Annotated in this window: 24 protein-coding genes; 10 read left to right on the forward strand and 14 right to left on the reverse strand. The window is 69.3% G+C overall.

Annotated elements, in window-relative coordinates:
* Positions 1-34 precede the first annotated feature (34 nt).
* From kdpB to BGO20_RS01500, 8 genes are all read left to right on the forward strand, one after another.
* Positions 35-2098, forward strand: coding sequence for a potassium-transporting ATPase subunit KdpB (gene kdpB / locus BGO20_RS01465; protein ID WP_291662900.1), 2064 nt, complete (start codon positions 35-37; stop codon positions 2096-2098).
* A gap of 12 nt (positions 2099-2110) precedes the next feature.
* Entirely contained in the window at positions 2111-2716 is a 606-nt protein-coding gene (locus BGO20_RS01470; protein ID WP_291662902.1) for a K(+)-transporting ATPase subunit C, read from the forward strand.
* A 50-nt stretch (positions 2717-2766) separates the two neighbouring features.
* Positions 2767-5472 (forward strand): sensor histidine kinase, encoded by a 2706-nt coding sequence (locus BGO20_RS01475; RefSeq protein ID WP_291662904.1) that lies wholly within the window; start codon positions 2767-2769, stop codon positions 5470-5472.
* Positions 5469-6161 (forward strand): response regulator transcription factor, encoded by a 693-nt coding sequence (locus BGO20_RS01480; RefSeq protein ID WP_291662905.1) that lies wholly within the window; start codon positions 5469-5471, stop codon positions 6159-6161. The genes BGO20_RS01475 and BGO20_RS01480 overlap by 4 nt, the downstream gene beginning before the upstream one ends.
* A gap of 42 nt (positions 6162-6203) precedes the next feature.
* Positions 6204-6650, forward strand: coding sequence for a PTS sugar transporter subunit IIA (locus tag BGO20_RS01485; protein ID WP_291662907.1), 447 nt, complete (start codon positions 6204-6206; stop codon positions 6648-6650).
* Positions 6651-6786: 136 nt separating this feature from the next.
* Positions 6787-7242: a hypothetical protein gene (locus BGO20_RS01490; RefSeq protein WP_291662909.1), complete on the forward strand. Its 456-nt coding sequence runs from the start codon at positions 6787-6789 to the stop codon at positions 7240-7242.
* Positions 7243-7315: 73 nt separating this feature from the next.
* Positions 7316-8335, forward strand: a complete 1020-nt coding sequence (locus BGO20_RS01495; protein ID WP_291663485.1) for an MraY family glycosyltransferase — start codon at positions 7316-7318, stop codon at positions 8333-8335.
* On the forward strand, positions 8328-9257 hold the full coding sequence (locus BGO20_RS01500; RefSeq protein WP_291662911.1) for an NAD-dependent epimerase/dehydratase family protein: 930 nt from the start codon (positions 8328-8330) through the stop codon (positions 9255-9257). Before BGO20_RS01495 ends, BGO20_RS01500 begins: the two co-directional genes overlap by 8 nt.
* On the opposite strand, the gene BGO20_RS01505 is transcribed toward BGO20_RS01500, so the two are convergent.
* The 3 genes from BGO20_RS01505 to BGO20_RS01515 form a co-directional block, all read right to left on the reverse strand.
* Positions 9181-11136, reverse strand: a complete 1956-nt coding sequence (locus BGO20_RS01505; RefSeq protein ID WP_291663486.1) for an SDR family NAD(P)-dependent oxidoreductase — start codon at positions 11134-11136, stop codon at positions 9181-9183. The genes BGO20_RS01500 and BGO20_RS01505 overlap by 77 nt on opposite strands.
* A gap of 191 nt (positions 11137-11327) precedes the next feature.
* Positions 11328-11924 carry a TetR/AcrR family transcriptional regulator gene (locus BGO20_RS01510; RefSeq protein ID WP_291662912.1) on the reverse strand — a complete coding sequence of 199 codons (597 nt, stop codon included), beginning with the start codon at positions 11922-11924 and terminating at the stop codon, positions 11328-11330.
* Positions 11925-12077: 153 nt separating this feature from the next.
* Complete coding sequence (locus BGO20_RS01515) at positions 12078-13544, reverse strand: cobyric acid synthase (protein ID WP_291662913.1); 1467 nt, start codon at positions 13542-13544, stop codon at positions 12078-12080.
* 332 nt (positions 13545-13876) lie between these two features.
* On the opposite strand from BGO20_RS01515, the gene BGO20_RS01520 reads away from it, so the two are divergent.
* On the forward strand, positions 13877-15028 hold the full coding sequence (locus BGO20_RS01520; protein WP_291662914.1) for an aminotransferase: 1152 nt from the start codon (positions 13877-13879) through the stop codon (positions 15026-15028).
* Positions 15029-15038: 10 nt separating this feature from the next.
* Here BGO20_RS01520 and BGO20_RS01525 read toward each other — a convergent pair whose 3' ends face one another.
* The 11 genes from BGO20_RS01525 to mutS all read right to left on the reverse strand — a co-directional run bounded on the left by BGO20_RS01525 (position 15039) and on the right by mutS (position 25054).
* Complete coding sequence (locus BGO20_RS01525) at positions 15039-16466, reverse strand: hypothetical protein (RefSeq protein WP_291662915.1); 1428 nt, start codon at positions 16464-16466, stop codon at positions 15039-15041.
* Between the two features lie 78 nt (positions 16467-16544).
* Complete coding sequence (locus BGO20_RS01530) at positions 16545-16895, reverse strand: RidA family protein (protein WP_291663488.1); 351 nt, start codon at positions 16893-16895, stop codon at positions 16545-16547.
* A 132-nt stretch (positions 16896-17027) separates the two neighbouring features.
* Complete coding sequence (locus BGO20_RS01535; RefSeq protein ID WP_291662916.1) at positions 17028-17474, reverse strand: YqaA family protein; 447 nt, start codon at positions 17472-17474, stop codon at positions 17028-17030.
* A gap of 59 nt (positions 17475-17533) precedes the next feature.
* Positions 17534-18508, reverse strand: a complete 975-nt coding sequence (gene coaA / locus BGO20_RS01540) for a type I pantothenate kinase (RefSeq protein ID WP_291663490.1) — start codon at positions 18506-18508, stop codon at positions 17534-17536.
* An 81-nt stretch (positions 18509-18589) separates the two neighbouring features.
* Positions 18590-18910: a phosphoribosyl-ATP diphosphatase gene (locus BGO20_RS01545; protein ID WP_291662917.1), complete on the reverse strand. Its 321-nt coding sequence runs from the start codon at positions 18908-18910 to the stop codon at positions 18590-18592.
* A complete protein-coding gene (gene hisF / locus BGO20_RS01550; protein ID WP_291662918.1) occupies positions 18910-19674 on the reverse strand; it encodes an imidazole glycerol phosphate synthase subunit HisF in 765 nt (254 codons plus the stop codon). Before hisF ends, BGO20_RS01545 begins: the two co-directional genes overlap by 1 nt.
* Positions 19671-20417, reverse strand: coding sequence for a 1-(5-phosphoribosyl)-5-[(5-phosphoribosylamino)methylideneamino]imidazole-4-carboxamide isomerase (hisA, locus tag BGO20_RS01555; RefSeq protein WP_465245981.1), 747 nt, complete (start codon positions 20415-20417; stop codon positions 19671-19673). The genes hisF and hisA overlap by 4 nt, the downstream gene beginning before the upstream one ends.
* Positions 20414-21070 (reverse strand): imidazole glycerol phosphate synthase subunit HisH, encoded by a 657-nt coding sequence (gene hisH, locus BGO20_RS01560; RefSeq protein ID WP_291662919.1) that lies wholly within the window; start codon positions 21068-21070, stop codon positions 20414-20416. Before hisH ends, hisA begins: the two co-directional genes overlap by 4 nt.
* On the reverse strand, positions 21067-21549 hold the full coding sequence (locus BGO20_RS01565) for a DUF2628 domain-containing protein (RefSeq protein WP_291662920.1): 483 nt from the start codon (positions 21547-21549) through the stop codon (positions 21067-21069). Before BGO20_RS01565 ends, hisH begins: the two co-directional genes overlap by 4 nt.
* 10 nt (positions 21550-21559) lie before the next feature.
* The gene (gene hisB / locus BGO20_RS01570; protein ID WP_291662921.1) at positions 21560-22147 is read right to left on the reverse strand and encodes an imidazoleglycerol-phosphate dehydratase HisB; all 588 of its coding nucleotides are present in this window, start codon (positions 22145-22147) and stop codon (positions 21560-21562) included.
* Between the two features lie 180 nt (positions 22148-22327).
* Positions 22328-25054, reverse strand: a complete 2727-nt coding sequence (gene mutS, locus BGO20_RS01575; RefSeq protein WP_291662922.1) for a DNA mismatch repair protein MutS — start codon at positions 25052-25054, stop codon at positions 22328-22330.
* A 106-nt stretch (positions 25055-25160) separates the two neighbouring features.
* Here mutS and BGO20_RS01580 point away from each other — a divergent pair, with 106 nt between their 5' ends.
* Positions 25161-26984 (forward strand): methyl-accepting chemotaxis protein, encoded by a 1824-nt coding sequence (locus BGO20_RS01580; RefSeq protein WP_291662923.1) that lies wholly within the window; start codon positions 25161-25163, stop codon positions 26982-26984.
* Positions 26985-26990: the final 6 nt, after the last annotated feature.

Below are 26990 nucleotides of genomic sequence, written 5' to 3' on the forward strand. Positions count from 1 at the left end.
CGGCCGCGGCCCATTCTTTTCGCTGGAGCCTCTCATGAGCCAGTCCAAATCCGCGAGCCTGATCGACGCTCGCATCCTCGTGCCGGCGCTGGGCGATGCCTTCCGCAAGCTCGACCCGCGCAGCCTTGCGCGCAATCCGGTGATGTTCGTCGTCGCGGTGGTGTCACTGCTGACCACCATCCTGTTCCTGCGCGACCTCGCGATCGGTGGCGCCAATCTCGGCTTTTCGTTCCAGATCGTGCTCTGGCTCTGGTTCACCGTGCTTTTCGCCAATTTCGCGGAAGCGGTCGCGGAAGGCCGCGGCAAGGCGCAGGCCGATTCGCTGCGCAAGACGCGCACGGAAACACAGGCCAAGCTGCTCGCGGGCGAGGACCGCACGCAGTTCCGGCTCGTGCCGGGCACCTCGCTCAAGGTTGGTGACGTCGTTCTGGTCGAGGCCGGCGACATCATCCCCTCCGACGGCGAGGTCATCGAGGGCGTCGCCTCGGTCAACGAGGCCGCGATCACCGGCGAATCCGCTCCGGTGATCCGCGAATCCGGCGGTGACCGCTCGGCCGTGACCGGCGGCACGCAGGTACTTTCCGACTGGATCCGCGTCCGCATCACCGCCGCCGCCGGCTCGACCTTCATCGACCGCATGATCGCGCTGGTCGAGGGCGCCGAGCGCCAGAAGACGCCGAACGAGATCGCGCTCAACATCCTGCTCGCCGGCATGACGCTGATCTTCGTGCTGGCGACGGCGACGATCCCGAGCTTCGCCGCCTATGCCGGCGGCTATATCCCGGTGGTGGTGCTGGTCGCGCTGTTCGTGACGCTGATCCCGACCACGATCGGCGCTTTGCTCTCGGCCATCGGCATCGCCGGCATGGACCGGCTCGTGCGCTTCAACGTGCTCGCCATGTCCGGCCGCGCAGTCGAGGCCGCCGGCGATGTCGATACGCTGCTGCTCGACAAGACCGGCACGATCACGCTGGGCAACCGCCAGGCGACCGCGTTCAGGCCGGTCTCCGGCGTCGGCGAGCGCGACCTCGCCGACGCCGCCCAGATCGCCTCGCTCGCCGACGAGACGCCGGAAGGCCGCTCGATCGTCGTGCTGGCCAAGGAGAAATACAGCATCCGCGCCCGCGACATGGCCGCGCTCCATGCCAGCTTCGTGCCCTTCACCGCGCAGAGCCGGATGAGCGGCGTCGATCTCGACGGTTCGCAGATTCGCAAGGGCGCGGTCGACGCCGTGCTGAAGCATGTCGAGGCCGGCGCCATCGGGTCGCGCCCCCCGGCCGGCGTGGTACGCGAGATCCAGGCCATCACTGCCGAGATCGCCAAGGCCGGCGGCACGCCGCTGGCGGTCGCGAAGGACGGGCGCCTCCTCGGCGTCATCCATCTCAAGGACATCGTCAAGGGCGGGGTGCGCGAGCGCTTCGCGGAATTGCGCCGCATGGGCATCCGCACCGTGATGATCACCGGCGACAACCCGATGACCGCCGCCGCCATCGCGGCGGAGGCGGGAGTCGACGACTTCCTCGCCCAGGCGACGCCGGAGAACAAGCTCTCCCTGATCCGCGAGGAGCAGGCCAAGGGCAAGCTCGTCGCCATGTGCGGCGACGGCACCAACGACGCGCCGGCGCTGGCCCAGGCCGATGTCGGCGTCGCCATGAACACCGGCACCGTCGCCGCGCGCGAGGCCGGCAACATGGTCGACCTCGACAGCGATCCGACCAAGCTCATCGAGATCGTCGAGATCGGCAAGCAGCTGCTGATGACGCGCGGCGCGCTGACGACCTTCTCCATCGCCAACGACGTCGCCAAGTATTTCGCCATCATCCCGGCGATGTTCCTGGCCTTCTATCCGCAGCTCGGCGCGCTCAACGTCATGGGGCTCTCGACCCCGCAGAGCGCCATCCTGTCGGCCATCATCTTCAACGCGCTGATCATCGTCGCGCTGATCCCGCTGGCGCTGAGGGGCGTGAAGTACCGGGCTGTCGGCGCCGGCGCGCTGCTGCGCCGCAACATGCTCGTCTACGGGCTCGGCGGGCTCGTCGTGCCTTTCATCGGTATCAAGGCCATCGACATGGCCGTCACCGCGCTGCACCTCGTCTAAGGAGCCGCAACCATGCTCAAGCAGATCCGCCCCGCCCTGGTGATGATCGTGGCGCTCTCGGCCATCACCGGCCTCGCCTACCCGCTCGCCATGACCGGCATCGCCCAGGCCGTCTTCCCCCGCCAGGCCAATGGCAGCCTGATCGAGAAGGACGGCAAGATCATCGGCTCCAGCCTGATCGGCCAGAACTTCACCGGCGAGCGCTATTTCCACGGCCGCCCCTCGGCGACATCAGGCACCGACCCGAACGATAGTTCCAAGACGGTAGATGCACCTTACAATGCCGCCAGTTCGGGCGCCTCCAATCTCGGCCCGACCAATGCGAAGCTGATCGAGCGCATCAAGGCCGATGCCGAGAAGCTCAAGGCGGAGAACCCGGGCGCGCCGGTTCCGATGGATCTCGTGACCACCTCCGGCAGCGGGCTCGATCCGCACATCTCGCCCGAGGCTGCCTATTTCCAGGTTGCGCGGGTCGCCAAAGCGCGCCAGGCCGATCCGGCCGCGGTCAAGGCGCTGGTCGAGGCCCATGTCGAGCCGCGCAAGCTCGGCGTCCTCGGCGAGCCGGTCGTCAACGTGCTCGCGCTCAACCTTGCGCTCGACGGCGCAGCCTCGCGCTGACACAAAGGCAGCGGCGGCGCGCCGATCCGCCGCCGCCCCGTGAAGCCGCCATGCCACCCGCCGAGAACCATCGCGATAACAGGGCCAGGCCCTCGCCAGAGGCGCTGCTGGAAAGCGCCCGGCGGGAGGGCCGCGGCCGGCTGAAGATCTTCCTCGGCGCGGCGCCGGGCGTCGGCAAGACCTATGAGATGTTGACCTCCGGCCGGGCCCGCATGGCCGATGGCGTCGACGTCGTCATCGGCATCGTCGAGACCCATGGCCGCAAGGAGACGCAAAGGCTGGTGGACGGTTTCGAGATCGTCCCGCGCCGGAGCGTCGACTACAAGGGCCGCGCGCTCGAGGAGATGGACCTGGACGCCATCCTGGCTCGCCGTCCTGCGCTGGTGCTGGTCGACGAGCTCGCCCATACCAACGTCCCTGGCAGCCGCCATCCCAAGCGCTATCTCGATGTCGAGGAGCTGCTGTCGCGCGGCATCGACGTCTACTCCACGCTGAACATCCAGCATGTCGAGAGCCTGAACGACGTGGTCGCCCAGATCACCCGCATCCGGGTGCGCGAGACCGTGCCGGATTCGATCCTCGACCGCGCCGACGACATCGAGATTATCGATCTGACACCGGCCGACCTCATCAAGCGGCTGGAGGAAGGCAAGGTCTATCTCGGCAACACGGCCCGGCGCGCCATCGCGAATTATTTCTCGCCCGGCAACCTGACGGCCTTGCGCGAGCTGGCGCTGCGCCGCACGGCCCAGCGGGTCGACGAGCAGCTGCTCAGCCACATGCAGAGTCATGCGATCCCCGGCCCCTGGGCGGCCGGCGAGCGCATCCTCGTCTGCATCGACGACGGCCCCGGCGCCCGGGCGCTGGTCCGTCTCGCCAAGCGCCAGGCCGACCGGCTGCGGGCACCGTGGAGCGCGCTCTATATCGAGACGCCGCATGCCGCCGCACTGCCCGAGGCTGCCAAGACGCGCGTGGCCGGCGCACTCCGGTTGGCCGAGCAGCTCGGCGGCGAGGCGGTCAGTCTTCCTGGGCAGGACGTGGCTGGCGAGATCATTCGCCATGCGGCGGCCAGCAACGTCACCCAGATCGTCGTCGGCAAGCCGGCCAAGCCACGCTGGCGCGAACTGCTCGGCGGCTCGGTCTCGCACGACCTGATCCGCCGGGCCGGCGACATCAGCGTGCATGTCGTCTCCGTCGCCGACAACGACAAGGAGGCCCGCCTGCCGGCGAGCGGCGGCAAGCGGCCCTTCGGCCTGCGGCCTTATCTCGGCATGCTCCTGTCGGTCGCGGCCGCCCTCGCCGTCGCGGAACTGCTCAGCCAGGTCATGGACCTGCGCAACATCGCGCTGGTCTTCCTGATGAGCGTGCTGATCTCGGCGGTGACGGGAGGGTTCTGGCCGGCGCTCGGCGCCTCCGTGCTGAGCGCCTTCGCGCTGAACTTCTTCTTCATCCCGCCGCTCTACACCCTGACGATCAGCGACCCGGAGAACGTCGTCGCGCTCGGCTTCTTCCTGCTCGTCGCCCTGATCGCGAGCAATCTGACAGCGCGCGTCCAGCGCCAGGCTAATGCGGCCCGCCAGCGCGCCCGCACCACGGAAGACCTGTACCTGTTCTCGAAGAAGCTGGCCGGCACCGGCACGCTCGACGACGTGCTCTGGGCGACGGCGTTCCAGATCGCCTCGATGCTGCGGGTGCGCGTCGTCATTCTGATGCCGGAGGACGGCACGCTGGCGGTCCGCGCCGGCTATCCGCCCGACGATACGCTGGTCGATGCCGACATCGCCGCCGCCCGCTGGGCCTGGGAGCATGATCGCCCGGCCGGGCGCGGCGCCGACACGCTGCCCGGCGCCAAGCGGCTCTACCTGCCCTTGCGCACGGGGCGGACCGCCGTCGGTGTCATCGGCCTCGACGACGATCGCGAGGGGTCGCTGCTGACACCGGAGCAGCAGCGGCTGCTCGATGCGCTCGCCGATCAGGCGGCCGTCGCGATCGAACGCATCCAGCTCGTCGCTGATGTCGACCGGGCGCGGCTCGCGGCCGAGGCCGACCGCCTGCGCTCGGCGCTGCTGACCTCGATCTCGCACGACCTCAAGACGCCGCTGGCCTCGATCATGGGCGCGGCCGGTACCTTGCGCGACTATCGCAACGCCCTGCCGGCGGATGATCACGCTGCCCTGCTCGCGACCGTGATCGACGAGTCCGAGCGCCTCAACCGCTTCATCGCCAACCTGCTCGACATGACCAGGATCGAATCGGGCGCGATGGAGCCCAACGCCGCAGCCCTCGACCTGGGCGAGGTCGTCGGCAGCGCGCTGCGCCGCGCCGGCAAGATCACGGCCGGGCATCGCGTCGAGACCAGCCTGCCGGATGATCTGCCGATGCTCAGGCTCGATCCGGTGTTGTTCGAGCAGGTGCTGTTCAACCTGATCGACAATGCGGCCAAATACGCGCCGGCCGGCAGCCTCATCGCCATCCGGGCCCGGCAGGACGACGGCGCGGTCGTGGTCGAGGTCGCGGATGAGGGGCCGGGCCTGCCGCCTGCCGATCTGGAGCGCGTCTTCGACAGCTTCTACCGGGTGAGCAAGGGTGATCAGGTCCGGGCCGGCACCGGACTCGGCCTCGCCATCTGCCGCGGTTTCGTTGAGGCGATGGGCGGCACGATCGCGGCGGGCAACCGGAGCGATCGCAGCGGCGCCGTCTTCACCATTCGCATGCCCGTCGAGGCGCGGGCCGACAGCTTGGAGCCGTTGGCATGACGACATCGGACATCAAGGTGCTGGTGGTGGACGACGAGCCGGCGATCCGCCGCCTGCTGCGCGTCGGCCTCTCGACCGAAGGCTACGCCATCCGCGAGGCGGCGACGGCGCGCGAGGCGGTCGAGCGCCTCGCCGAGGATCTGCCTGACCTCGTCATCCTCGATCTCGGCCTGCCCGATCTGTCCGGCCAGGACCTCCTGCGGAAATGGCGCGCGGAAGCGCTCAATCTGCCGATCGTCATCCTGTCGAGCCGCACCGACGAGGCCGGCATCGTCGAGGCGCTCGAGACCGGCGCAGACGACTACGTCACCAAGCCTTTCGGAATGAAGGAACTCGCTGCGCGGCTGCGCGTCGCACTGCGGCACAAGCTGCAGCAGCAGGGTGAGAAGCCGATCTTCCAGACCGGCGAACTCTCGGTCGATCTGGTCAAGCGCATCGTCAGGCTGGCGGGCGAGGAGGTGAAGCTCTCGCCCAAGGAATATGATATCCTGCGCATCCTCGTGCAGCACGCCGGCAAGGTGCTGACGCACCAGTACCTGATGAAGCAGGTCTGGGGCGCCTCGGCCGATGTGCAGTACCTGCGGGTCTATGTCCGCCAGCTCAGGCAGAAGATCGAGCGCATTCCCGACCAGCCGCAATACATCACCACCGAGACCGGCGTCGGCTATCGCCTGCGCGAGGCCGAGTGAACCCGGCCGGCACGACAGGCCGACAGCCATGATGAATTTGCCATGACACCCGCCGACATCATCCGCCCGGGCTCGATCATCGGGATCGCCGCGCCGACGAAGGCCGCGCTCTTCCAGATCCTCGCCAGCAAGGCGGCGGAGCGGCTGGGCCTGCCTGAACATGTCGTCCTGGAGGCGCTGAGCCGGCGCGAATCGCTCGGCTCGACGGGAGTCGGCAAGGGCGTCGCGCTGCCGCATGCCTCGCTTCCCGGCCTGGCCGAGCCCTTCGGGTTGCTGGCGCGCCTCAAGCACCCGGTCGACTATGAAGCGATCGACGGCGAACCGGTCGATCTGGTCTGCCTGGTGCTGACGCCGCCGAATGGCGGCAAGGGACGAATCGACGCGCTCGCCTGCATCGCCAGGCGGCTGCGGTCCCAGGAGACCTGCGACCGCATCCGGACCGCGGCGGGTAGCGAGGGTGTCTACGACGTGCTGCTGGAAGGGATGTGACCGGAGGCGCGCTCTCGTGCCCGACATGACTGCGCAGCGCCGCAGGCATCGTTTGGTGCGGGCCGGGATCGAAATCGCTGCTCGCGCGTTGTCCGATGCGACGCCGCTGTAAGGCGCCCGGAACAGGACGACGAGAATGATCAGACAGAAGGCAGTTTCCGCAGCCGTTTCCCTGGCCGCCATCTTGACGGTGGCGAGCCCGGCGCTCGCGCAGCAGCGCAAGCTCGGTCCCTCGACCGGGACGGTCCGGCTCGAGCAGGTGCAGGCCGGCTTCATCGCCGGCGGCGAGGCCGGGGGCGGCACCTTGCGCTATCATGGCCGCACCTATCCGATCACCGTCGGAGGACTGGGCATCGGCACGGTCGGCGCCTCCAAGACGACCGCTTCCGGCACCGTCTACGGTCTGCATCGCGTCGGAGACTTCGCCGGCGCCTATGTCCAGCTCAAGGAAGGCTGGGCTGTCGGCGATCAGGGCCGCGGCACCGTCTGGCTTCGCAACGACAAGGGCGTGACTCTGCGTCTGCAGACCCGTCGCCAGGGACTGCAGCTCTCGCTCGGCGCCGACGGCGTCGTGATCGGGTTCAGGCACTAGGCCGTCCGGGCCGCGATGCGCGATAGCCTCTAGGCTTTTGGGCCGCCTCGATTATGGTGCGCCCACCTTGACGATCGCGCTCGCCTCTCTTGCCGTATTCGCCGCCGCCGCTTCAGCGGCGGCGCTTCTATGTGTGTTGCTGCGCCCGCTCCTGCAGCGCTATGCCCTGGCGCGCCCCAATGCGCGCTCGAGCCACAGCGTGCCGACACCGCAAGGCGGAGGCATCGCCGTCCTGGCCGGAGCCTTCCTCGCGCTGGGCCTCGCCTTCCGGCTTGTGCCGCTCGAAGGCGAGGCGTGGCGGGGTGTGCTCGTCGTTGCCACGGGAGCCGTCGCACTCGCCGTGGTCGGCGCCTGGGACGATATCAGGCCGCTGCCGGCAAGCCTGCGGCTTGCGCTGCAAGCCGCCTGCGTCGGTTTCGTCCTGTTTCGCGCGGCGCCGGAGCTGCGGCTGTTTCCGGAATTCCTGCCGCTGGCCGCCGAGCGCGTGCTGGCGTTGCTGGCGGGGGTCTGGTTCGTCAACCTCGTCAACTTCATGGACGGGCTCGACTGGATCACCGTCGCCGGCATCGTGCCGCTGGCAGCTGCGCTGGCCCTGGCCGGAAATGCGGGCGTCGTCGATCCGGCTACCGGCTGGCTCGCAGCCGGGCTGTGTGGCGGTCTCATCGGCTTCGCGCCGTTCAACCGGCCTGTGGCGAAACTCTTCCTCGGCGATGTCGGCTCTTTGCCGATCGGGCTTCTGACGGCCTATCTGCTCTTCCGGCTGGCCGGGGCGGGGGCCTTCGCGGCGGCGCTGATCCTGCCGCTCTACCATGTCGCCGATGCCACCATCACGTTGCTGCGGCGCTTGGCGCGCGGTGAGAGGGTCTGGGAAGCGCATCGTTCCCACTTCTACCAGCAGGCAACGACCAACGGGTTCGGCGTCCGCGCCGTGGTCGGCCGTGTCGCGGCCTTGAACGTGGCTCTGGCGGCGCTGGCGGGGCTCTCCATCGCCTGGCCCGCGCTCTGGGCGCAGGCCCTGTGCCTGGGACTGGCCATCCTGCTGACGGCGTCGCTGCTGCGCGCCTTCGCCACGCCCCGTGGCGGCCATGGCTAGCGGCACCGTGCTGGTTACGGGCGCGACGGGCTTCGTCGGGCCACATGTCGTGGACGCCCTGGCGGGGGCCGGCTGGCGCCTGCGGCTCGCGCTGCGGCGGCCGGTCCCCCTTCCCGACGGCGTCGAGGGGGTCGTGACGGGCGATCTCGCCCAGCCGGTGGACTGGAGCGAGGCCCTGCGCGGCGTCGATCACGTCGTGCATATGGCCGGCCTCGCCCATGCCGGCCCCGGGCTCGACGAGGCGCTCTATCGCCGCGTCAACACCGAGGCGACGCTCGCATTGGCGCGGGCGGCGTCGGCGGCCGGGGTCCGCCGCTTCGTCTATCTCTCCTCGATCAAGGCGTTGTCGGGCAGTTTCGACGGGCCGCCGCTCGCGGAATCTGCCGCCCCTGCCCCGACCGACGCCTATGGGCGCTCCAAGCTCGCCGCCGAGCAGGGGCTTGCCGCGCTGGATCTCGACTGGGTGAGCCTGCGCCCGGTGCTGATCTACGGGCCGGGCGTCAAGGCCAACATGGCGGCGCTGCTGAAGCTGGCTCTGTTGCCGGTGCCCTTGCCGCTGGGCGGGCTGAAGGCACCCCGTTCCCTGCTCGCCGTCGAGAACCTTGCCGCGGCCATCGTGTTCGCCCTGTTCCCGGCCTGTCCGGCCCGGCAGAGCTGCATCGTCGCGGACCCCGAGCCGATCAGCGTCGCCGGCATGCTGGCTGCGCTGCGCGCCGGCCTGGATCGCCGGCCCGGGCTGCTGCCGTTGCCGGAAGCCTGGCTGCGGCTTGCGGCCCGGCTGGCCGGGCGGGAGGAGACGTTCCTCAAGCTGGCCGGGAGCCTGGTGGCGCGCCCGGAGCGGCTGCTCAGGGCAGGCTGGCAGCCGCCGGTCGGGACAGAGGCTGCTCTGGCCCGTCTGGCAGCCTCTGCTCGCGGCGGCTGAAATCCGGGATCGCCTCGTCCAGCACGGCGTTCGCGGCCGTGCGGTCGTCCGCCCTGATCGCCTCGTCGAGGCGCGCGAGCCAGCTCTGGATCTTCGCGCGTCCGGCGAAGCTGGGCTTGGCGGCCATGACGCCGTCGAGCCCGGTTTCGGCCATCGGCTCGTCATGGGCGAACAGGATTTCGTTCAGGCGCTCGCCCGGCCTGACGCCGCTGACGATGATCTCGATATCCTCGCCGGGTTCGTAGCCGGCGAGCCGGATCATGCGCTCGGCCAGGTCCATGATCCGGACGGGCTGGCCCATCTTCAGCACATAGACGGCGGCACGCTCGGAATCGGCGCTCCGGGTCCCGGTATGGGAGGCGGCCGTCAGCACCAGGTCGCAGGCCTCGCGGATCGTCATGAAATAGCGGATCATGTCGGGGCTCGTCACCGTGACCGGCCCGCCGCGCGCAATCTGCGCCTTGAACTTCGGCACGACGGATCCGGCCGAGCCGAGCACGTTGCCGAAGCGCACCGCGACGAGGCGGACGCCCGACGCCGCCGAGACGAATTCGGCATCGCGCGACTGCGCGTAGATCTCGGCGAAGCGCTTGGTCGCGCCGAGCATCGAGACGGGCTCGATCGCCTTGTCGGTCGAGATCAGCACGAAGGTCCCGGCGCCGGCGGCGATCGCAGCGTCGGCGACGTTCACCGAGCCGAAGATGTTGGTCTTGATGCCCTCGCTCCAGTCGGCCTCGAGATAGGGCACGTGCTTCAGCGCCGCGGCATGCACGACGATGTCGGGCTTGAAGGCGCCAAAGAGAGGCATGATTCTTTCGCGGTCGCGCACATCCGCGAGCACGCCGGAGACGACCGTGTCGCGCTCCTGCACGGCGAGCAGCTCGGTGATCTGGAACAGGGCGGGTTCGGAACTCTCGACGACCAGGATCTCGGCCGCGCCGAAGGCCGCGCAGCGCAGGCAGATCTCGGAGCCGATCGAGCCGCCGCCACCCGTCACGATGACGCGCTTCCCCTTCAGGAAGGCGCCGAGTCGCTCGCGGTCGATCGCAACGGTCGACCGCACCAGCAGGTCCTCGATCTCCAGCGGCGCGATATCGGTGTCGCGCGCGCCTTCGCCGGCGGTATCGATCCGCGAGATCGGAATGGCGAGCCTGCGGGTCTGGGCGAGCCATTTCTCCGGCTCGGCCTCCGGCTGCAATGCGGACGGCGTCGCGACGATGCGGCGGAAGCCTTCGCCGCGCTCGGCCGCCTCACTGGCGATCACGCCGATGTCCGGGAGCAGCCCCAGCACGGGCACGCCGCGGATCGACTGGCCGAGATCGTCGGATCGCGGCGACAGGATGCCGGCAGGCCGCAGGCGGCGCATCGTCCCGGCCTCCATGGCCCGGATCACCATTTCGATCTCGACGCCGCGGCCGAGCAGCAGGGCCGGCAGCGTCGCGTCCCGCTCGGCGCTGGTGCGCGTGCGGGCATATTTGAAATAGCGGTAGGCCAGGCGTGGACCGCCGAGCAGCGCGATCTGCACCAGCCAGTAGAGCGCGATCGAGATCTTGCCGAAATAGAAGGCGCCGTAGAAGCGCGGGCCAATCAGGATGTAGTCGACCGCCAGCAGCGTGAACGTCAGGACCGAGACCGCCTTGACGATGTTCGAGAGGTCCGGCAGCGAGGCGAACCGCCACTTCGAGCGGTAGAGCGAGAAGAACCAGTAGACCACCCCGGCATAGAGCACGAAGAAGGGCAGGAAGCGCGGCAGGTAGCGCAAATGCTCGGTGAGCAGCGCGCCCTCGAAGCGCACGACGAAGACGAGCCAGATCGCCAGCGCCGTCATCACCAGATCGTGCAGGACGATGGCGGACTTCTTCAGATTCTGTTTGGGCAGGATGGCCATGTCAGGCGGGGTATCCCGCTCCCCCGAGAGCTTGTCAACGCGCATGGGCACCGAAGGTTGCCGCGGCGTGGGGACGATCCCGGCCGCGGCGGAGATGCCCGGAAGCGGCCAGGGAGGCAGCCTTCGCTGAAACCCGCGCCGCGGATCGTCCTGCGGCGGGTGGCCGCCGGCCTCGAAGCGATTTAGCTGCGTTCCGGACGCGCCTCGAGCGAACTCAGGATGAAGGCGACCATCTCCTCGGCCGAGGGGCCGGGAATGCACTCGCACTGGCTGATCAGCAACGGGTGCATGAAGCGGATCATTGCCGTCCGGATGCAGCCGGTCGCATGGGCGGGCTCGATCGCCCGGAACTCGCCGCGGGCGGTCCCGTCCGCCACGACGCGCCGCAGCACCGCGTCGAAGCGCTCGATATGGGCGAGGATGGCGTCCCAGCTCTCCTCCATCGCCGCGCAGACCATCTCTTGCATGCGGGCATGGCCGGCGAAACGCGCGGCATTGAGCCGGAACGAGGTGATCAGGATGTCGCGGAGCCTGTCGGCCGCGGGCCGGTCCTGATCCGCTATGGCGATGATCGCCTCTTCCTGCTCGCGCTTGTAGCGCTCGAGCACGGCCTCGTTGATCGCCTTCTTGGAGTCGAAGAAGCGATAGACATTGGCGGGGCTCATCCGTAGGGACTTGGCGATGTCCGCAACGGTCGTCTTCTGGTACCCGATATCGCGGAAGAAGCGTTCGGCGGTGTCGACGATGATCTGCCTGGTGTCGCGTTCGGGTTGATTCACGGCCTGGCCGCTATGCTCGTTTTCCAGTAAGGCGGTTCGGAATTGATCCATATGACGAATTTCGTCATTCGTCAACCTTATGGTGAATAAAGATTTTTGCCATGTCGGCAACAATGTCGACAAGGACAAGCGCCAGCGGACCGTCACCGGCCGCTAGCGCTCGCGCGCCAGCGCCAGCAGGGCGTCGACATCGAGATGCCGGGCCAGATGGGCGGCCAACTCGTCGAGCGTCCGGTCGATCAGCGCCTCGAAGCGCAGTTCCGTCCCCTGCGCGCTTCCGGCGATCGCGCCGAGCCACGCCGCCCGCACCGCGTCCGAGGCGAAGGCGCCGTGCAGATAGGTGCCGGCGACGCGGCCGTCGGGGCTGGCCGCCCCCTCGGGCCGCCCATCCACGATGAAAGAGGCCTGGCGGCAATCGTTTCCCGCGCTGCGGCCGAGATGGATCTCATAAGCAAGGCCCTGCGTTGCGCTGGGCGCATGACGGAAGCTCACTTCGCGAACCGTCTTGCCGGAATCGAGCGTCGTCTCGACGTCGAGCAGGCCAAGCCCGGCCGCTTCTCCCGCCGGCCCCTCGAGCCCGTCCGGATCGCGCACCACGCGGCCGAGCATCTGGTAGCCGCCGCAGAGCCCGAGCACATGGCCGCCGCGGCGGCGATGCGCAAGGATGTCGATGTCCCAGCCCTCCGCCCGCAAGGCCGCGAGATCGCGCAGCGTCGTCTTCGAACCGGGCAGGATGATCGCATCGCAGACCGGCAGGGCCCGGCCCGGCGGCACCATGACGAGATCCACGGCCGGCTCCAGCTTGAGCGGGTCGAGATCGTCGAAATTGGCGATGCCGGGCAGGATCGGGACGGCGATGCGGATGCGCGCATCGGCCCTCCGCTCTGCATGGAGGTCGAGTCCGTCCTCCGCCGGCAGGCGGTGCGCGGCCTGAAACCATGGCACCACGCCGAGGCAGGGCCAGCCCGTGGCGGCGGCGATGGTCTCGACCCCGGGTCGGAAGAGCTCGACCGCGCCGCGGAAGCGGTTGATCGCGAAGCCGCGGATCATCGCCCGGTCGTCGTGGTCGAGCACGGCATGGCTGCCGACGAGGCTCGCGATCACGCCGCCCCGGTCGATGTCGCCGACCAAGACGGCAGGCACCTGCGCGGCCCGGGCAAATCCGAGATTGGCGATGTCGCGGGCGCGCAGATTGGTTTCCGCGGGCGATCCGGCGCCCTCGACCAGGACGAGATCGGCATCGGCGCAGAGTCGCCGGAAGCTCTCGAGGACCTGCGGCATGAAATCGCCGCGGCGGGCGAAGTCGCGCGAGGCGAGGCGGCCGGCGACGCGGCCCTGCAGGATGATCTGGCTCCCCTGCTCGCCTTCCGGCTTCAGCAGCACCGGGTTCATGTCGGGATGCGGCGCGACGCGCGCGGCGCGCGCCTGCAGCGCCTGCGCCCGGCCGATCTCTCCGCCGGAAGTCGCGGCGGCGTTGTTCGACATGTTCTGGGGCTTGAAGGGGCGCACCCGCAGGCCGCGATCGCTGAAGAGGCGACACAGCCCGGCGACGATCAGGGACTTGCCGACATTGGAGCCGGTGCCGAGAATCATGATGGCGGGAGTACGGGCGCTGTCCATGCGCCTGCTTAGATCATCTGCGGCGGGAAATGACAGCTTTCGCGCATGCGTCCCGCTCGCAGGAGCCGACGCCAAGCGCGGCGGTCGGCGCACGCCCCTGACAAAATTCGCCGGCCTACTGCGGCATCCTGCTGCGCCAAAGGGGCGAAGTCGCAACAGGCGTCCGCCGTAGACCGGCTGAACGCGAATAAACACTGACCTATGACGAATGTCAACATTCATCAGTCGGTATTTTTTATATCGAACGGAATTGCCGGCAAACGAGGGTGCACCCGCCTCCGCGGCATGATAAAGCGGACGGCTGCGACAGCCCGCCGGATGCCGAAACGCCGATGAACCCGATTTTTTCCGCGCTTGAGACCAGTGTTTTCGAGGTCATGTCCCAGCTCGCGCGCGAGACCGGCGCGGTCAATCTCGGCCAGGGCTTCCCGGACGATCCCGGCCCGGAGGACGTACGGCGCAAGGCGGCGGAAGCGGTCGTCGAGGGCTGGAACCAGTACCCGCCGATGATGGGGCTGCCCGAGCTGCGCCAGGCGGTGGCGACTCACTACAAGCGCTGGCAGGGGCTCGATCTCGATCCCGACAGCGAGATCATGGTCACGTCCGGCGCGACGGAGGCGATCGCCGGAGCGTTGATGGCGCTGATCGCGCCGGGCGACGAGGTCGTGCTGTTCGAGCCGATGTACGATGCCTATGTGCCGCTCGTGCGGCGCGCCGGCGGCATCCCGAAATTCGTGACGCTGACGCCGCCGCATTTCGGCCTGACCGAGGAGGCGCTGGCGAAGGCGTTCTCGCCGAAGACGCGCGTCGTGCTGTTCAACAACCCGCTCAATCCGACGGCGACGATCTTCGGAGCGGCCGACCTCGACCTGCTGGCCGGCTTCTGCAACCGCTTCGACGCCATCGCGGTTTGCGACGAGGTCTGGGAGCATGTCGTCTTCGACGGTCACCGGCACGTCCCGGTGCTCGGCCGGCCGGACATGCGCGAGCGCACGGTCAAGATCTCCTCGGCCGGCAAGATCTTCTCGCTGACCGGCTGGAAGGTCGGGCTGGTCATGGCAGCGCCGGCGATCATGCGCGTGCTGGCCAAGGCGCATCAGTACATCACCTTCACCACCCCGCCGAACCTGCAGACGGCCGTCGCCTACGGGCTGGGCAAGGAGGACGGCTATTTCGAGGGGATGCGTGCCGATTTCCAGCGCTCGCGCGACCGCTTCGCCGCGGGCCTGCGCGATCTCGGCTTCCAGGTGCTGCCGAGCGCGGGGACCTATTTCCTCAACCTCGACATCGCGCCGCTCGGCGAAAGCGACGATGTCGATTTCTGCCGCAGGCTGGTGACCGAGAGCGGCGTCGCCGCGATTCCGGTCAGCGCCTTCTATGCCGAGGGCGCGGTGAGGACCGTCGTGCGCTTCTGCTTCGCCAAGCGCGATGCGACGCTGGATGCCGCGCTGGAGCGGCTGGCGACCCGCGGCCCGCGCCGCTGAGATCGCGTTTTCACTTGGCGAGCAGGCGTCCCGCCTGTTCGCCGGCGATCGCGAGCCGCTTCTGGAGCTCTGCCGCGATCGAGCCGCGGTCGGCCTTGCGGGCGGTCTCCACGGCCTCGACCATCTGTGCCAGCGCGCGCTGCGCCAGCTCGGGATCCTTGCTCCGGCGCGCGAGCAGCAGCATCGCCTCGGCCTGCGCGGTGCGCGTCTGCGCCCAGAGCAGCGGTTGCGCCTCGCGCCGGCGCTCTTCCAGTGCCATGGCGAAGGTCGCGATCGCCTCTTCGACCACGACAGGCTCGCTGTAGCGTTCGCCCATGGCGGCAAGCACACTGCCCATCTGGTCCTGCAGCTCGGCCCAGCGCAGCGGCTCGCGGCTCCGGTCGACCGCGCCCGCGACCCGGTTCAGCCCGTTGAAGGCGCGCTCGAGCAGGGCGAGGTCGTTCCGACGGCTGCCGAGCACGGTGCGCGCCCGGGCGATCATGTGCTCGGCACCGAGCCAAAGCGCCTCGTCGTTGCTGCGGTCCCAGCCGGCGAGCACCGTGGCAAAGGCGGAAATCGCCTCTTCGAGCAGCATCTCGTCCTGCTGCCTCTTGCCGAGAATCAGTGCGAGCCGCCCGAGGCGCAGCTTCAGGGCGCGCCAGAGCGCCGGGGCCTCATGGCGGTCGAAATGCTCCAGCCCACGCCGGCAATGCGCCAGGGCCTCGTCTTGCAGGGCCTTGTCGCCGGTGACCTGCACCAGCCCCTCGAGGGCGCCTGCCAGGGCCTCCTGCACCTCGGCGAAGGCGACCGTATCCTCGAGGCTGTCGAGCCCGTCGAGGAGCCGCCGCAGAGCGGCGGCGGCGGCGTCGTAGCCGTCTCGGCCGCCGAAATCCTCGCTGATGCGCGCCAGCGATCGTGCCTGCTCCAGCGCGACCTCGCGGCTGCGGTCGATGTCGACGAGCCCGATCAGCGCCGACGCCTCCCCATAGCGCGCGGCCGCCTCGCGATAGGCCTCGGGCGCAGCGCGCAGGAAGCTCAGGGCCGCCCGGTCGGCGCGGTTCTCGCCGATCCGCAACCGGCTGGCGGCCGACAGCGCGGAGAGATCGTTGACGTTTCCGATCAGATGCAGCTCGGTCTTGGCCAGCGCCTTGTCGGCCTCGCCGAGCCGGCCGGCGGCGATGGCGGCGGCGGCCTCGGCTCGCAGCCGCCGGATATCCAGATCATCGAGCGGTGCGGTGAGGCGCCGGGCGAGGGCGAGGAAATCGGCGGCTTTGCGGTCGAGAAGCGCCTCGCTCGGCGGCGCGGCATCGTTGCCGGTCAGCCATTCGGCCAGCATCGCCGGCAGGACGACGGGCGGCAGCCCGTGTCGTGCGGCGACCCGCGCCAGAAGCGGTGCGATCTGCTCCGGCCGGCTGATGGCCGCCTCCTTCTTTCGTGGTCGCCGGGGCGCCGGGCCCAAACTTGTCCGCGGCGCTCCGAACGGGGGTGCGAGCATCGGAACGGCGGCCCTGCGGCCGCCGACCCGATGCCCGCAATCTCATTTCGCCGCGATGACGGCGATCTCGACGGTGAACTGCGGCGCGGCCAGCTTGGCCTCCACCGTGGCGCGGCCGGGGGTGGCGCCGGCGACGACCCACTTGTCCCAGACAGCGTTCATCTCGGCGAAGGTCGACATGTCGGCGAGCCAGATGTTGACCATCAGCAGCTTCGACTTGTCCGTGCCGGCCTCCGCAAGGAGCCCGTCGATGATGCTCAGGATCTCCTGCGTCTGCTCGCCGACGCTCTTGCCGGCCGCCTTGTCGCAGACCTGACCGGCCAGATAGACGGTGTCGCCGTGGACCACGGCCTTGGACATGCGGGGGCCGGGCTGGATACGCTGGATGCTCATCATGTAGTCTCCTTGAACGGACAGTCTCGCTGGTAGCCCGCCGCGACCGGTTTCGCAATTGCCGGAAGCGATTCCGTGCCCCCCAACGGCATCGGCAGGCCGCTTACTCGCCTGCGACATCGCCGGCCCGCCTCAGACGAAGGTGGTCCATCCCGCCCATAGCGCCGCATAGCGCCCGGCCTTGCCCGCCAGCACCAGCAGCACGAAGCGTCCGAGCGGGAAGTTCAGCGTGCCGGCGACGAAGGTCAGCGGATCGCCGGCGACGGGCAGCCATGCGAAGAGCAGGGACGGCCAGCCGAAGCGGGCGAACCAGCCGCGCGCCTTGTCGAATTGCACCGGGTCGGGGCGAAGCCGCGCGGGCAGGGCCTCGACGCCGCGCCTCGCGATCAGCTGGCCCAGCCACCAGTTGAGGACGGATCCGGCCGTGTTGGCCAGGCTCGCGGTGACGAAGAGGGCGAGCGGATCGACGCGCCCGGCCGCCAGCAGCCCGACGAACACGGCCTCGGACTGGGCCGGCAGCAGTGTTGCCGCGACGAAGGCGGCCCCTGCCATGCCGGCGAGAGACCAGAAGGTCTCCATCAGCAGGCCGTGCCAGCGGAAGGGCCGGATCGGTCCATGGAACGCGCCGCGTCGCCGCTCTAGAGCCGCCGCAGGGCGACCTGCTGGATGCGGTGGCTCGCGCCCTTGGTCAGGATCAGGCTGGCGCGCTGGCGGGTCGGCAGGATGTTCTCCTGCAGATTGGGCAGGTTGATGCCGGTCCAGAGCCTTTCGGCGATGGCGAGAGCCTCGTCTTCGGCGATCTCGGCATATTTGCGGAAGAAGGAGCGCGGATCGCGGAAGGCGGTCTGGCGCAGCGTCATGAAGCGGTTGACATACCAGCGGTGCAGGTCATTCTCGTCGGCGTCGAGATAGACCGAGAAGTCGAAATAGTCGGAGACGAAGGGGATCAACGTTCCGTCCTTCGGCATCCGGCTCGGCTGCAGGACGTTCAGCCCCTCCAGGATCAGGATGTCCGGCCGCTCGACGGTGACCGTCTCGCCCGGGATGACGTCGTAGACGAGATGCGAGTAGACCGGCGCGGTCACCTGCGGCTTGCCGGCCTTCACGTCCGAGAGGAAGCGCAGGATCGCCGCGCCGTCATAGCTTTCGGGAAAGCCCTTCCGTCCCATCAGCCCGCGCCGCTCGAGCTCGGCATTCGGCAGCAGGAATCCGTCGGTGGTGACGAGCTCGACCTTGGGCGTGTTGGGCCAGCGCGAGAGCAGGGCCTTGAGCACGCGCGCCGTCGTCGACTTGCCGACCGCGACCGAGCCGGCGACGCCGATGATATAGGGCACCTTGGGCTCGGATTCGGCCAGCAGGAAGCGCTGCGTCGCCTTGAACAGCCCCTGCGTCGCAGCGACGTAGAGCGAGAGCAGCCGCGACAGCGGCAGGTAGATTGCGACGATCTCGTCGAGCGAGATCGGGTCGTTGAGCGATTGCAGCTTGGTCAGGTCGTCGACGGAGAGCGTCAGCGGCGCATCGGCGCGCAGATGCGCCCACTCGTCCCGCGAGAAGACGCGGTAGGGCGAGATCAGGTCGCGTTCCGGAGGGGTGGAGATCAGGCGCTGGTCCATGACGCGGCCCGCAATCCAGGCTTCGAGATTCAACGCGCGGTCATCCCTGGAAAGGTCATCCTCGGCGGGTCCTCGCGGTACTCAACGCGGCCGGGCGGCCTTTTCCGCCAGGCCGGAACGGGCCGTGCGGGCCTCAAGCTGGCTCAAGACGTCCTGCAATGCAACATCGCGTGCCCTGAGCACGACCAAAAGATGATACAGCACATCGGCACTCTCGGCGATCAGCTCGGCACGGTCGCCCTTCACGGCGGCGATGACGGCTTCGACCGCCTCCTCGCCGAACTTCTTGGCGGCCCGCTCGGGTCCGGCGGCCAGCAGCTTCGCCGTCCAGGATTCCTCGGGCGAGGCGGCGGCGCGCTCGGCGACGCGGGCCTCGAGATCGGCGAGCGTGAATCCGGCCATCAGACCAGCCTCATCCTGAGGCCGGCTTCGGCCATATGCGCCTTCGCCTGGCCGATGGTGTAGGTGCCGAAATGGAAGATCGAGGCGGCGAGGACGGCCGAGGCATGGCCTTCGCTCACCCCGGCGACGAGGTCGTCGAGATCGCCGACGCCGCCCGATGCGATGACCGGCACCGAGACCGCGTCCGCGATCGCCCGCGTCAGCCCGAGGTCATAGCCGGACTTGGTGCCGTCCTTGTCCATCGAGGTCACCAGCAATTCGCCCGCCCCGAGCGAGACGACCTCGCGCGCGAAGGCGGTCGCCTCGATGCCGGTCGCGTTGCGCCCGCCATGGGTGAAGATCTCCCAGCGGCCTGGCGTCACCTGCTTGGCGTCGATGGCGACGACGATGCACTGGTCGCCGAATTTCTCGGCCGCTTCCTTGACGAACTGTCGGTTCGTGACGGCGGCCGTGTTGATCGAGACCTTGTCGGCCCCGGCGAGCAGCAGCGCACGGATGTCCTCGACCTTGCGCACCCCGCCGCCGACGGTCAGCGGCATGAAGCAGGCCTCTGCCGTGCGCGTCACCACGTCGAGCAGGATGCCGCGGTCCTCGTGGCTCGCGGTGATGTCGAGGAAGCAGAGCTCGTCGGCGCCGGCCGCGTCATAGGCCTTGGCGGCCTCGACCGGGTCGCCGGCATCGACGAGGTCGAGAAACTTCACGCCCTTGACGACGCGGCCGTCCTTGACGTCGAGGCAGGGGATGATGCGGGTCTTCAGGGTCATGCCGCTGCTCCCTTGGTCGCTTCGGCCAACCGCGCGAGCGCCGCGGCCGGATCGATCCGCCCGTCATAGAGCGCCCGGCCCGTGATCGCGCCTTCGAGGATCGCCGCGTCGGCTGCGCAGAGGCGCTCGATATCGGCCATCGAGGCGAGCCCGCCAGAGGCGATCACCGGGATCGAGACGGCTTGCGCCAGCGCGATCGTGCCGTCCCAGTTGATACCCTCCAGCATGCCGTCGCGGGCGATGTCGGTGTAGATGATCGCGGCGACGCCGGCATCCTCGAAGCGCCGGCCGAGATCGGCGGCCGACAGCGTCGAGGTCTCGGCCCAGCCCTCGACCGCGACATAGCCGTCGCGCGCGTCGATGCCGACCGCGACCTGCCCCGGAAAGGCCTTGGCCGCCTCGCGCACGAAGCCGGGATCGCGCACCGCCGCCGTGCCGATGATGACGCGGCGGACGCCCTTTTCGAGCCAGCCCGCGACCGTTTTCATGTCGCGGATGCCGCCGCCGAGCTGCACCGGGAAGGCGACGCGGGCGAGGATCGCCTCGACGGCGGCCGCATTCATCGGCTTGCCGGCGAAGGCGCCGTCGAGATCGACGACATGCAGCCACTTGAACCCTTGCGCCTCGAAGGCGGCGGCCTGCGCGGCCGGGTCGTCGTTGAAGATCGTGGCCTGCGCCATGTCGCCCTGCTTGAGGCGGACGCAGCGGCCTTCCTTGAGGTCGATCGCGGGAAAGAGGATCACGGTTTCCAGCCCAGGAAATTGGCGATGAGCTTGAGGCCGAGCGTCTGGCTCTTCTCCGGGTGAAACTGCGTGCCGGCGACGTTGTCGCGTGCGACCATCGCGGTGACCGGCCCGCCATGGTCGGTCAGCGCGACCACATCCTCGGCTCGCGCCGGAACCAGCGCATAGGAGTGCACGAAGTAGGCGTGCAACCCCTGCGGGCCGGTCTCGATGCCGGCAAGCAGCGGATGCTCCTGCTGCTGGTGGAGCGTGTTCCAGCCCATATGCGGAATCTTCAGGCTTTCGTCCCGCGGCTTGATCAGCGCGACATCGCCCGCGATCCAGCCGAGGCCTTCGGTCACGGTGTATTCGAGTCCGCGCGAGGCCAGCAACTGCATCCCGACGCAGATGCCGAGGAAGGGGCGGCCCTTGGCCCGCACGACTTCTTCCAGCACCTCGACCATGCCCGGCACGGCGTCGAGCCCGCGCCGGCAATCGGCGAAGGCGCCGACGCCCGGCAGCACGATGCGGTCGGCAGCGCGCACGACCGCCGTGTCGCTGGTGACGTGGACGGTCGAAGCAATGCCGGATTCGGCTGCCGCGCGCTCGAAGGCCTTCGCCGCCGAATGCAGATTGCCCGAGCCGTAGTCGATGATGGCGACGGATTGAGTCATCGTCCCTGTGCCTCCGGGAAGAGACCGATGATCGGCAGCGGCCCGCTCGGTCGCACCGGCGCCGGCGCTCCGGCGTGCGGCGGCAAGGCCGGCCCGTCCGCAAGTGCACGCTCGAAATAGCGGCGTTCGGCCTCCGCCAGCGAGCGCGCCTCGACGACATCCGCGAGAACCCAGCCTTTCCGGCTGAGCTTGCGGACCACGAGGTTGCGTCCCTCGATGCCGAGGAACAGGGCGATGGTCCAGTAGATCAGCCCGAGAGCGGTCGGATGGAAGCCGATGCGGGTCTGCAGCAGGAACAGCGCCAGCCAGGCCAGCGTGAACAGCAGCGTCGCCAGCCAGAGGCGGCTGCCGAGCAGCCAGAGCCCCTGAAACAGGAAAGCTCCCCAGCTGAAGCCGTCCGGCATGACGCGGGCGCGCTCGATCGCCTCGTGTCCGCCGGCTTCGCTCGGGGGCGGCGTCATCACGGTGTAGAACGCCATCCTCGCCTCCTCAGAGCGCGCCCTTGGTCGAGGGAACCCGCCCGCCTTCGCGCGGATCCACCTCGAGCGCCTGCCTGAGCGCCCGCGCCAGCCCCTTGAAGCAACTCTCGGCGATGTGATGGGCGTTGTCGCCGTAGAGCGTCTCGACATGGAGCGTCAGCCCGGCATTGATCGCGAAGGCCTGGAAGAACTCGCGTACCAGCTCGGTGTCGAAGGTCCCGATCTTCTGCGCCGTGAATGCGGTGCGGAAGACGAGGAAGGGCCGGCCCGAGACGTCGACCGCGACGCGGGTCAGCGTCTCGTCCATCGGCAGATGCACGTCGGCATAGCGGCGGATGCCCTTCTTGTCGCCGAGCGCCTGCTTCAGCGCTTCGCCGAGCGCGATGCCGGCATCCTCGACCGAGTGATGGTCGTCGATATGGGTGTCGCCTTTCACCTTGACCTTGAGATCGATCAGCGCATGGCGGGCGAACAGATCGAGCATATGGTCGAAGAAGCCGATGCCGGTCGAGATCTCGGCCTTGCCGGTGCCGTCGATCGTGAGCGAGACCGCGATGTCGGTCTCGTTGGTGCGGCGCTTCACTTCGCCCGAACGCATGCTGGCCTCTCAAGCCCTGGCTGAAGACGGCCCCGCTTTAGCAGGGGCCGGCGGCGATGGCCACAGGCGCGGCCCACCGATCACCTTCTCGGGTCAAGCCGGAAAATGGACGAGCCCTCAATCCTTCGAGACGCGGCTTCGCGGCTCCTCAGGACGAGGGCTGCCATGGCGAGCCGACCCTCAGGCGAGGCCCTTCAGGCGATAGAGCGCTTCGAGCGCCTCGCGCGGGGTCATCTCGTCCGGCTCGACCCCGGCCAGCGCCTCGCGCAGTTCGTCGGGCTGATCGTCGGCGACGGCCGGCACCGGGCGCCGGACCGGCGCGGCGAAGAGCGGCAGATCGTCGACCAGCGAGGCGACCGGCTTCTCGCGCTCGGTCTTCTCCAGCTCGCCGAGGATGGCCCGCGCCCGTTCCACCACGGCCGGCGGCAACCCGGCGAGCTTGGCGACCTGGATGCCGTAGGAGCGATCGGCGGCGCCCGGAACCACCTCGTGCAGGAAGACGACCTCTCCCTTCCATTCGGTGACGCGCACGGTGGCATTGGCGACGCGGTCGAGCCGGTCCCCGAGCGCGGTGAGCTCGTGGTAGTGCGTCGCGAACAGGCTGCGGCAGCGATTGACCTCGTGCAGGTTCTCGATCGCCGCCCAGGCGATCGAAAGCCCGTCGAAGGTCGCGGTGCCCCGCCCGATCTCGTCGAGGATGACGAGCGCACGCGGGCCGGCCTGGTTCAGGATCGCCGCGGTCTCGACCATCTCGACCATGAAGGTCGAGCGGCCGCGCGCGAGGTCATCGGCGGCGCCGACGCGCGAGAACAGCCGGTCGACGATGCCGATATGGGCGCTCGCCGCCGGGACGAATGAGCCCATCTGCGCCAGCACAGCGATCAGGGCGTTCTGGCGCAGGAAGGTCGACTTGCCGGCCATGTTCGGACCGGTGATCAGGCAGATGCGCCCGCCCTTGGCCTCGGTGCCCGGCGGCGACAATTCGGTGTCGTTGGCGACGAAGGGCTTGCCGTCGCGCTTCAGCGCCGCTTCGACGACGGGGTGGCGGCCGCGCTCGATGGTAAAGGCCACGCTGGAATCGATGACAGGCCGGCTCCAGCCCTCGCGGGCGGCGAGGTCGGCCAGCGCCGCAACGACGTCCAGCCCTGCCAGCGCCAGCGCCGCCTCCTTGATCGGCTCGGCCTGCGCCAGCACCATCTCGGTCAACTGCGCGAAGATGGCGAGCTCGAGCTTCAGCGCCCGGTCGGCGGCGGAGGCGATCCTGGCTTCGAGCTCGGAGAGCTCGACCGAGGAGAAGCGCATCGCGTCCGACATGGTCTGGCGATGCACGAAGGTGGCGCGCCAGGGCTCCTTCAGGAACTCCTCGCCCATCGCCTGCGGCACCTCGACGAAATAGCCGAGCATGGCGTTGTGCTTGATGCGCAGCGTCCGGCAGCCGGTCTCGGTGGCATAGCGCGCCTGGAGCTGGGCGATGACCTTGCGTGAATCGACCTGCAGCAGGCGCAACTCGTCCAGCGTCGCGTCGTGGCCTTCGCGCACGAAGCGGCCGTCGCGACGGTTGAGCGGCAATTCCTCCGCCAGGGCCTCGGTCAGGCGCCGGGGCAGGTCGGGATCGGTCTCGCCGAGCGCCCGCGCAGCGCGGGCGAGTTCGGCCGGCAGATCGCCGCGGCGCACCAGCAGGGCGGCGACCTCGCGGGCGGCGGTGAGGCCGGCTCCGAGCGCGGCGAGATCGCGCGGACCGCCACGGTCGAGCGAGAGCCGCGCCAGAGCGCGGGCCACGTCGGGCACTTTTTCCAGCGCCCGCCGCAGATCCTCGCGCAGCGCGCCATTCGCGACCAGCAGCTCGACGGCATCGTGACGGGCTGCGATCGCGGCCGGGTCTGTCAGCGGGCCGGCGAGCCATTCGGCCAGCAGGCGGGCGCCGCCCGGCGTCACCGTGCGGTCGATGGTGGCGAGCAGGCTGCCCTGGCGCTCGCCGCCGAGCGTGCGCGTCAGCTCCAGATTCGCGCGGGTTGCAGCGTCGATCAGCATCGTCGCCGAGCCGGAATCGCGCACGGGGGCGGAGAGCGGCGGCCGCGCCCCGAGCTGGGTGCGTTCGACATAGGCCAGCGCCGCGCCGGCGGCGGCGATCTCGGCACGGCTGAAATGGCCGAAGGCGTCGAGCGTCGCGACGCCGAAGAACTCCTTCAGGCGCCGTTCGGCGGAAGCCGCGTCGAGCCCGTCGCGCGCGAGCGGCGTCACCGGCACCGCGATCTCGCGCCAGAATTCCTTCAGCTCGGGATCGTCATGGATCGCATCGGGGCAGATGATCTCGCGCGGCTCCAGCCGCGAGAACTCGATGCCGAGCCGCTCCTGCGGCGTCTCCATCACGGTGAAGCGGCCGGTCGAGATGTCGATGGCGGCGAGGCCGTAGAGCGAGGCCGCCTCGCCGGTCTTGCGCCGCGCGACCGCGATCAGCAGGCTGGCGCGGTCGGGCTCGAGCAGCCGCTCCTCGGTGATGGTGCCGGGGGTGACGAGGCGGACCACGTCGCGCTTCACCACCGATTTGTTGCCGCGCTTCTTGGCCTCGGCCGGATCCTCGGTCTGCTCGCAGACCGCGACGCGGTGGCCGGCAGCGATCAGGCGCTGCAGGTAGTCGTCGGCGCGATCGACCGGCACGCCGCACATCGGGATGTCGTCGCCCTGGTGCTTGCCGCGCTTGGTCAGCACGATGCCGAGCGTGCGCGAGGCAATCTCGGCGTCGCGGAAGAACAATTCGTAGAAATCGCCCATCCGGTAGAACAGCAGGCAGTCCGGATTGGCGGCCTTGATCTCGATGTATTGCGCCATCATCGGCGTCACGCGCTCGGGCGCAGCCTCGGCCGGCGCGGCGGAACGGGTGGCTTCGCTGGGAGGGCTGTGGCGCATCGCGCCGGCAAGCTAGCAAAATGCGTGGCCGAGGCCATCCGTTAGGACGGCTTTCAACAATTGAAAGCAGGATCGCGGCGCCGATTCCGGCAGAAGGCCGCTCCGCTTGCTGATCAATCTCGTCCAGAGCCTGTTCTTCCTGCTGTTCGCCGGGCTGGTGCTGACGGTGCTCGCTCCCTGGATCGCAGGGCGCGCCTGGCTGCGCGCCTGCGCCGTCGGCCTGCTCTTCGCCGCCGGCGCCCTCGTCAGCATGGCGAACCCGGTCGAGATGCAGCCCGGCCTGGTCGTCGATTCGCGCAACACCTTCGCCATCCTGGCAGGCCCGATCGGCGGGCCCTGGGCGGCGGTGCTGACGGCAGCGCCGCTCGTGCTGGCGCGCTACATGACCGGCGGCGTGGGCATGGCGACGGGCATCAGCGGCATCGTGCTGCGCATGCTGATCGGCATCGCCTTTTCGGTCTGGATGGCGCGGCGGCACCGGCCCCTGATGCTGCGCGACCTGATCCTGCTGTGCTCGCTCGACGCGGTCTGCCTGCTGGCGTCCGTACCCCTGATCCCCGGCGACGCGGGAGAGCGCTTTTTGCGCGAGGCCGTGCCGGCGATGATCCTGGTCAGCTCGGTCGGCATTATCCTCACCGGGATCGTCGTCATTCACGACAACGATCGCCGCGAGACGGCCTACCGGCTGCGGACATTGATCCAGCGGGCTCCGGGCACACTCTATCAGTGCCTCCTCAAGCCGGAGGGCGTGCTGTCCTATCAGTTCGCTTCCTTTTCCATCGACAAGGCGCTCGGCATCGCGCGCGCCGATGTCGAGCGCGATCCGGAGGTCTGGCTCGGCAAGATGTTCGCCGAGGATCGCGCGCGCTTCGACAGCCAGCGCCGCGAGGACATGGCCCTCAGCCAGGTCTGGCGCTTCGAGGCGCGCTATCACGCGCCCGATGGCGGCACCGTCTGGCTGCGCAGCGAGTCGACGCGCCGCCGCCTGGCCGACGGGAGCTTCGTTTGGGACGGCATCCTGCTCGACGTCACGGCGGAAAAGACGCTGGAGGCCCGTCGCAACGAGGTCGAAAGCCAGCGGAAGATCGCCCTCGACGAACTGGCGGGCGATCTGGAGCGCACGGTCGGCAAGGCCCTGGGCGATGTCGGCACGGCGATCCGGGACATGCATGCCGCAGCCGGACAGATGGTCGGCAGTGCCAACCAGACGACGCAGCGGGCCGACGGCGTGACCCAGGAGGCGGGCAGCGCTTCGCGGCGGGTCGGCAGCGTGGCGGTCGCGGCCGAGGAGATCGAGGCCTCGATCCGCGAACTCACCCGGCAGACCGACCATGCCGACGAGACGGTCCGGGCCGCGGCGAGCTATGTTCGCAGCACGCGGCAGGACGTCGCGGGCCTGGCGGAAGCCGCCGACAAGGTCCGCGCCGTACTCGACTTCATCGAGGAGATCGCGGCCCGCACCAATCTGCTCGCGCTCAACGCGACGATCGAGGCGGCGCGCGCCGGCGCTGCGGGACGCGGCTTCGCCGTCGTCGCGGGTGAGGTGAAGACGCTCGCCGAACAGACGCAGAAGGCGACGCGCGACATCGCCGCGACGTTGAGCGACATCCGGCAGGCCGCCGCCACCACCTTCGAGGCCGTCGCGCGGATCCAGGACACGATGACCACGATCGAGGAGACCTCCGGCGCGATCGCGTCCGTGGTCAACCGGCAGGCCGATATCGCCGGCGGCATCGCGGCCGACGCCCAGGCCGTCGCGGCGAGCACCGATTCGGTCAGCGTCAACATCGGCGCGGTCGGCGCCGAGGCGCGCGTCACCGGCGATGCGGCGATCCGGGTGGCGGAGGCTGCCCGCCGGGTCGACGAGCAGGCCGACGCCCTCGACCGCTATGTCGGCGAGTTCGTCCGGCGGGTCCGCAGCCGGCTCTGAGCCGGC

Origin of the sequence: Allobosea sp. 67-29 (assembly GCF_001898115.1) — a bacterium.
Classification (GTDB): domain Bacteria; phylum Pseudomonadota; class Alphaproteobacteria; order Rhizobiales; family Beijerinckiaceae; genus Allobosea.

Coding starts and splice junctions, on each gene's coding strand:
- kdpB (WP_291662900.1), top strand. CDS start 35: ATGAGCCAGTCCAAATCCGCGAGCCTGATCGACGCTCGCATCCTCGTG.
- BGO20_RS01470 (WP_291662902.1), top strand. CDS start 2,111: ATGCTCAAGCAGATCCGCCCCGCCCTGGTGATGATCGTGGCGCTCTCG.
- BGO20_RS01475 (WP_291662904.1), top strand. CDS start 2,767: ATGCCACCCGCCGAGAACCATCGCGATAACAGGGCCAGGCCCTCGCCA.
- BGO20_RS01480 (WP_291662905.1), top strand. CDS start 5,469: ATGACGACATCGGACATCAAGGTGCTGGTGGTGGACGACGAGCCGGCG.
- BGO20_RS01485 (WP_291662907.1), top strand. CDS start 6,204: ATGACACCCGCCGACATCATCCGCCCGGGCTCGATCATCGGGATCGCC.
- BGO20_RS01490 (WP_291662909.1), top strand. CDS start 6,787: ATGATCAGACAGAAGGCAGTTTCCGCAGCCGTTTCCCTGGCCGCCATC.
- BGO20_RS01500 (WP_291662911.1), top strand. CDS start 8,328: ATGGCTAGCGGCACCGTGCTGGTTACGGGCGCGACGGGCTTCGTCGGG.
- BGO20_RS01515 (WP_291662913.1), bottom strand. CDS start 13,544: ATGGACAGCGCCCGTACTCCCGCCATCATGATTCTCGGCACCGGCTCC.
- BGO20_RS01520 (WP_291662914.1), top strand. CDS start 13,877: ATGAACCCGATTTTTTCCGCGCTTGAGACCAGTGTTTTCGAGGTCATG.
- BGO20_RS01530 (WP_291663488.1), bottom strand. CDS start 16,895: ATGAGCATCCAGCGTATCCAGCCCGGCCCCCGCATGTCCAAGGCCGTG.
- BGO20_RS01535 (WP_291662916.1), bottom strand. CDS start 17,474: ATGGAGACCTTCTGGTCTCTCGCCGGCATGGCAGGGGCCGCCTTCGTC.
- coaA (WP_291663490.1), bottom strand. CDS start 18,508: ATGGACCAGCGCCTGATCTCCACCCCTCCGGAACGCGACCTGATCTCG.
- BGO20_RS01545 (WP_291662917.1), bottom strand. CDS start 18,910: ATGGCCGGATTCACGCTCGCCGATCTCGAGGCCCGCGTCGCCGAGCGC.
- hisF (WP_291662918.1), bottom strand. CDS start 19,674: ATGACCCTGAAGACCCGCATCATCCCCTGCCTCGACGTCAAGGACGGC.
- hisH (WP_291662919.1), bottom strand. CDS start 21,070: ATGACTCAATCCGTCGCCATCATCGACTACGGCTCGGGCAATCTGCAT.
- BGO20_RS01565 (WP_291662920.1), bottom strand. CDS start 21,549: ATGGCGTTCTACACCGTGATGACGCCGCCCCCGAGCGAAGCCGGCGGA.
- hisB (WP_291662921.1), bottom strand. CDS start 22,147: ATGCGTTCGGGCGAAGTGAAGCGCCGCACCAACGAGACCGACATCGCG.
- mutS (WP_291662922.1), bottom strand. CDS start 25,054: ATGCGCCACAGCCCTCCCAGCGAAGCCACCCGTTCCGCCGCGCCGGCC.